The sequence below is a fragment of the Janthinobacterium sp. UMAB-56 genome, assembly GCF_900095265.1.
In the GTDB taxonomy this organism is placed as follows: domain Bacteria; phylum Pseudomonadota; class Gammaproteobacteria; order Burkholderiales; family Burkholderiaceae_D; genus Janthinobacterium.
This window is the reverse complement of the sequence record NZ_LT607673.1, coordinates 29,300-33,890: the sequence shown is the minus strand read 5'-3', so window position 1 is coordinate 33,890 and position 4,591 is coordinate 29,300. Positions and strand designations below refer to the sequence as shown.

Sequence of the window (4,591 nt, the reverse complement as noted above, 5' to 3'; positions counted from 1 at the left end):
GTAAATTCGGCTGCGAACAGGCGGGCAAAGCTGGCCGCTTCGTTGACCATGGCCGTATGGAATACTTCCGTGGTCGTCATGACGCTATTGAGCTCGCTGGTGACGGCCGCTTCGGCGTGCTGTTCCAGCACGTGGGAAGTGTTGATACTCATCAGGGCAGTCAGGCTGGCGAGGATCAGGCTGACCAAGGCAAACGTGAAGACGGTAATCTTGCCTCCGACACTAAAGTGGCGCAGGGAGAAGGAAATTGTAGGCATATTTTGAGTCTGGCAAAGGGTAATCAGCTCGGCCATTCCTGGTCATGACATGACACGCGGGGAGGGGATCTGGTGGGAGTGCGCTTGCAACGGTGGCGCGTCCGCTGAAGGGCCACGCACAGGCAAGCAAAATTTCAGGGTGCGATAATAGCATGTTACTTGTATTTTGTTACTAAGTGTTTCCCGCAGGAATCACTTTTTTTGTGTAAAAACTGAATCTGCATCAAGAAACGTGAAAACGTCCCATTGACTTTTTGACGTTCAATGGACGAGATTGGGATTGATCGATGAGGGGCAACGCCATTGCTCACAAATGTTTCACTTTGTAATGAATAAGACGCGGCCTTTAATCCGCGTTTAAGCTTCCCGGAAGAAACTGATATTCCATGGGAGACTGCCAAGCCGTATCCTGTAGAATAATATGCAGACCAGTCGTGTATTCCCCTTACTGTCTTGCTGGCTGGCGCATGCCTATCTGCGCCGCCTGGAATTGATTCAACTAATTTTCGGAGAAGCCGATGAAGAAGCAAATGATGCTGGTCACCCTGGTGCTTGCCCTGTCAGCCCACGCTGGCGCAGCCCAGACGGACAAGAGCGCCGCTCCTCCGCTAACCATGAAGCCGCTGGCCCAGCAAACGCAGGCCGCTTTGTGGGCATCGCGCGTATTGACGCGCGTCCATTACAAAGCCATGCCGCTCGACGACGCCATGTCGGAGAAAATCTTCGACCGTTACTTCAAGTCCCTGGATGCGGAAAAACTGTTTTTCGTACAGGCCGACATCGACCGTTTCGCGCCCCTGCGCACCAAGCTCGATGACGCCATCATCAATGAAGACTTGACGGCACCATTTTCCATCTACAACCTGTACCAGCAACGTTTCGACGAGCGCATGGCGTATGCGCGTGAATTGCTGAAAACCAAATTCGACTTTACGGCCGATGAAAGCTACCAACTCGACCGCGAGAAGGCGGCCTGGCCGAAGAACGACGATGAAGTGCGCGACCTGTGGCGCAAGCGCGTCAAGAACGACTGGCTGCGCCTGAAACTGGCGGGCAAGGAAGACAAGGCCATCCGCGAGACGCTGGACAAGCGCTATGAAGGCTACACGACGCGTGCGCGCAAGCTCAACAGCGAAGATGTGTTCCAGATCTTCATGAACGCTTACGCCATGTCGATCGAGCCGCATACCAATTACCTGGGCCCGCGCGCCTCGGATAACTTCGACATCGCCATGCGGCTGTCGCTTGAAGGCATAGGCGCCGTGCTGCAGACGCGCGACGAATACACGGTAGTGCGCGAAGTCGTGCCGGGCAGCCCGGCCGGCCTGTCGGGCAAGCTGAAAGTGGGCGACCGCATCGTCGGCGTGGGGCAGGGCGAAAGCGGCCCCATTACCGAAGTGCTGGGCATGCGCATCGACGACGTGGTGCAGCTGATCCGTGGCGCCAAGGATTCCGTGGTGCGCCTTGACATTCTGCCGGCCGACGCCGGCCCGGACGCCAAGCACGTGGTCTTGCCGCTGGTGCGCAAGAAAATCAGCATGGAAGAGCAGGCGGCGAAGAAATCGATCATCGAAGTGCGCGATAACGGCGTCAAGCGCCGCATCGGCGTCATTTCCCTGCCGACGTTCTATCAGGACTTCGAAGCGCGCCGCCGCGGCGACAAAGACTTTAAGAGCGCCACGCGCGACGTCACCCGCTTGCTGGGCGAGTTGAAGAAGGATAAGGTCGACAACGTCCTGATCGACCTGCGCAACAACGGCGGTGGTTCGCTGAACGAAGCCGTCGAACTGACGGGCCTGTTCATCGACAAGGGTCCTGTCGTGATGCAGCGTAATGCCGAAGGCAAGGTCGAAGTGGAAAGTGACACGAATGCCGGCCTGGCCTGGGATGGCCCGATGGGCGTGCTGATCAACCGCGGCTCGGCATCCGCTTCCGAAATTTTCGCCGCCGCCGTGCAGGACTATGGCCGTGGCGTCATCATCGGCGAAGGCAGTTTCGGCAAGGGCACGGTGCAGACCCTGTTCAACCTCGACCGTTTCGGCGGCAGCGAGAAAGCCCGTTTCGGCGAGCTGAAAATGACCATCGCCCAGTTCTTCCGCATCAATGGCGGCACCACGCAGTTGCGCGGCGTCACGCCTGACATCAAGCTGCCAGCCATGTCGGACGCGGAAAACTTCGGCGAATCGAGCTATGAGAATGCCCTGCCATGGGTGGCCATCAAGCCGGCGCCCTATATGCCGACGGGCGACCTGAAGGACATTGTGCCCTTGCTGGACAAGAAACATGAAGCGCGCGTGGCCAAGGACAAGGATTTCCAGTATTTGCTCGATGACATCGCCCTGGTCGTCAAGCAGCGCAAGGAAAACCAGATTTCGCTCAATGAAACCGTGCGCCGCAAGGAGCGCGATGCCCAGGAGGCGCGCGCCAAGGCGCGTGAAAAACGCCTGATCGCGCAGATTTCGAATCCTGCCGACGACCTCGTGGTGATTCCGGATCCGAAAGACGTGCTGAAGGGCGCGAAAGCGGCGAACAAGACGGCCAAGCAGATCGCCGCCGTTAAGGGCGCCTTGCGCACCGACGACGGTCTGCAGGGTGACGAACGGGCCCTGAGTGCCGAACTGGACGCTGAAACGGCCGCGAAGAGCGCCAAGGACGTGCTGCTGAACGAAGCGGCGCGCATCCTGGCCGATGAAGTGGCGCTGATCAAGGCCGACACCCGCATGGCAGCCAAGGTCTTGCCGTATGGCGCGGATGTCAAGGGGGCGCCGGTGACGGCGGCGAAGTAATGAACTTGGGGTCAGACCCCTTGGGTCTGACCCCAGCTTTGGGGGCGGCGGGGCGAGGGGTAGTTATCTGTTTTGCGTATTTCTATCATTCCAACAATCAATTGGAATAATATGCCGCGATGCAGCATAATTCATTCGTCTCCTCTATTCTCCTCCAAGAAAATAGATTCAGCCCGCTCTCGTAGCGGGCTTTTTTTTGCCCCGGGGTGTTAGCAAGCCGTGGGCAAGCAACCGTTGTCGCTGATGGAGTCCTCTGACGTCCATGGCGATAACTTGGTTAAGACGCTTGCGGTAATTCTCGCAGGTAATTTATGCCCTTGAAGTTGTTTCAAACGTTGCCCGGTAGTCGGTAATGTGTGTAGACGTAAGTCATTGTTATATAAGGATTAGTCTTGACAATTGCCAGGGGATTGCTATAGTCTTTGATGTGCAACCTCGACAGGAGCAACGATGAAACTTGAAGAGCGTATGCTTCGGTCCGTGAAACAGCGTACTGGCAATGTAATTTTGCGCGCAGAAATAGCCCGTTTGGGAAGCGCATCACAGGTGACCGAGGCACTTAAATCCTTGCAGGCTAAGGGCGTGCTGGTTCGGATTGGGACTGGAGTCTACGCCAAAACACGTAAGAGTTCGGTTACAGGGGCGACCATCCCGGCCGGCAGTCTTGAGACGTTGGCGACTGAGGCGCTGAAAAAATTGGGGGTAACCGTGCGCACAAGTAAGGCTGCTGCTGCATATAATTCCGGTATAACAACCCAACTTCCAGGGGCCTTCGTTGCCAATACCGGTGGTCGACGTATCCGCAGGAAAATTGCGGTGGGAGGCCGCTCGGTAGTCTATGAGAACGATTACGGACAAGCAACAGCGGGCGCTTGAAGACCTCGCTGCCGAGGGTCTCCTTCGAGGCCTGCCGGTCCAGACCGCCGAAAAAGATATCCATATCACCGAGCTTCTCAAAGGATTGAGCGAGCTCCAGGTTTCGCACGACCATTTTAGCGACCTCAACACACGAGGGGGAGAGCTAACTCGCCATAACGTTGGCATTCAGTTGGTTTTCGCTGGTGGGACGTGCCTGTCCAAAGCGTATGGACTCATCAATCGAATGTCGGAAGACATCGATATTAAAGTTTTGCTTTCGCCAACTTCCAAACCGCTGAAGAAGGGGCGCGGAGACCGTGTCCGCTTAATCGCATTACACGAAGCTCTTCCCTCATTGTTGGTTACGCTGGGCTTCCCCTTGCTCGCGTACTCTGACGGAGGTGAAAATCCGCAAATTCGCTATGCGCACCGTTACTAGGTGGTGGGGGCCGGCTATAAGTCGGCATACGAGCAACTCCCAAGTCTACGGCCCGAGCTTAAGCTTGAACTGATCCAACGTCACCCTCTTTTGCCGCTTGAAAAGCGAGAGTTCGGATACCTCTATGAATCGTTGGCGGGTATTGCGCCGAGCATAACGCTCTCGATTGATTGCATTTCAGTGGCTGAGACTGCGGCAGAAAAAGTTCTGTCCTTGCTGCGACGTTGCGCATACAAATGGGATGGCCACCA

General features: G+C 56.4%; 4 protein-coding genes and 1 pseudogene. 4 read left to right on the top strand and 1 reads right to left on the bottom strand.

The annotated features are described in order from the left end of the window. Positions 1-257 (bottom strand): annotated as a pseudogene (locus K0F85_RS29045) (hypothetical protein); the annotation flags it as partial. Between the two features lie 518 nt (positions 258-775). Here K0F85_RS29045 and K0F85_RS26625 point away from each other — a divergent pair. The 4 genes from K0F85_RS26625 to K0F85_RS29265 all read left to right on the top strand — a co-directional run. Further along, positions 776-3,043: a carboxy terminal-processing peptidase gene (locus tag K0F85_RS26625; protein WP_219118857.1), complete on the top strand. Its 2,268-nt coding sequence runs from the start codon at positions 776-778 to the stop codon at positions 3,041-3,043. 450 nt (positions 3,044-3,493) lie between these two features. Next, complete coding sequence (locus tag K0F85_RS26620; protein ID WP_219118856.1) at positions 3,494-3,919, top strand: DUF6088 family protein; 426 nt, start codon at positions 3,494-3,496, stop codon at positions 3,917-3,919. Then, complete coding sequence (locus K0F85_RS26615; RefSeq protein ID WP_219118855.1) at positions 3,882-4,340, top strand: nucleotidyl transferase AbiEii/AbiGii toxin family protein; 459 nt, start codon at positions 3,882-3,884, stop codon at positions 4,338-4,340. The genes K0F85_RS26620 and K0F85_RS26615 overlap by 38 nt, the downstream gene beginning before the upstream one ends. Continuing rightward, a partial coding sequence (locus tag K0F85_RS29265) for a nucleotidyl transferase AbiEii/AbiGii toxin family protein (protein WP_219118871.1) occupies positions 4,341-4,591 on the top strand: 251 nt, incomplete at its 3' end. It lies immediately after the preceding gene.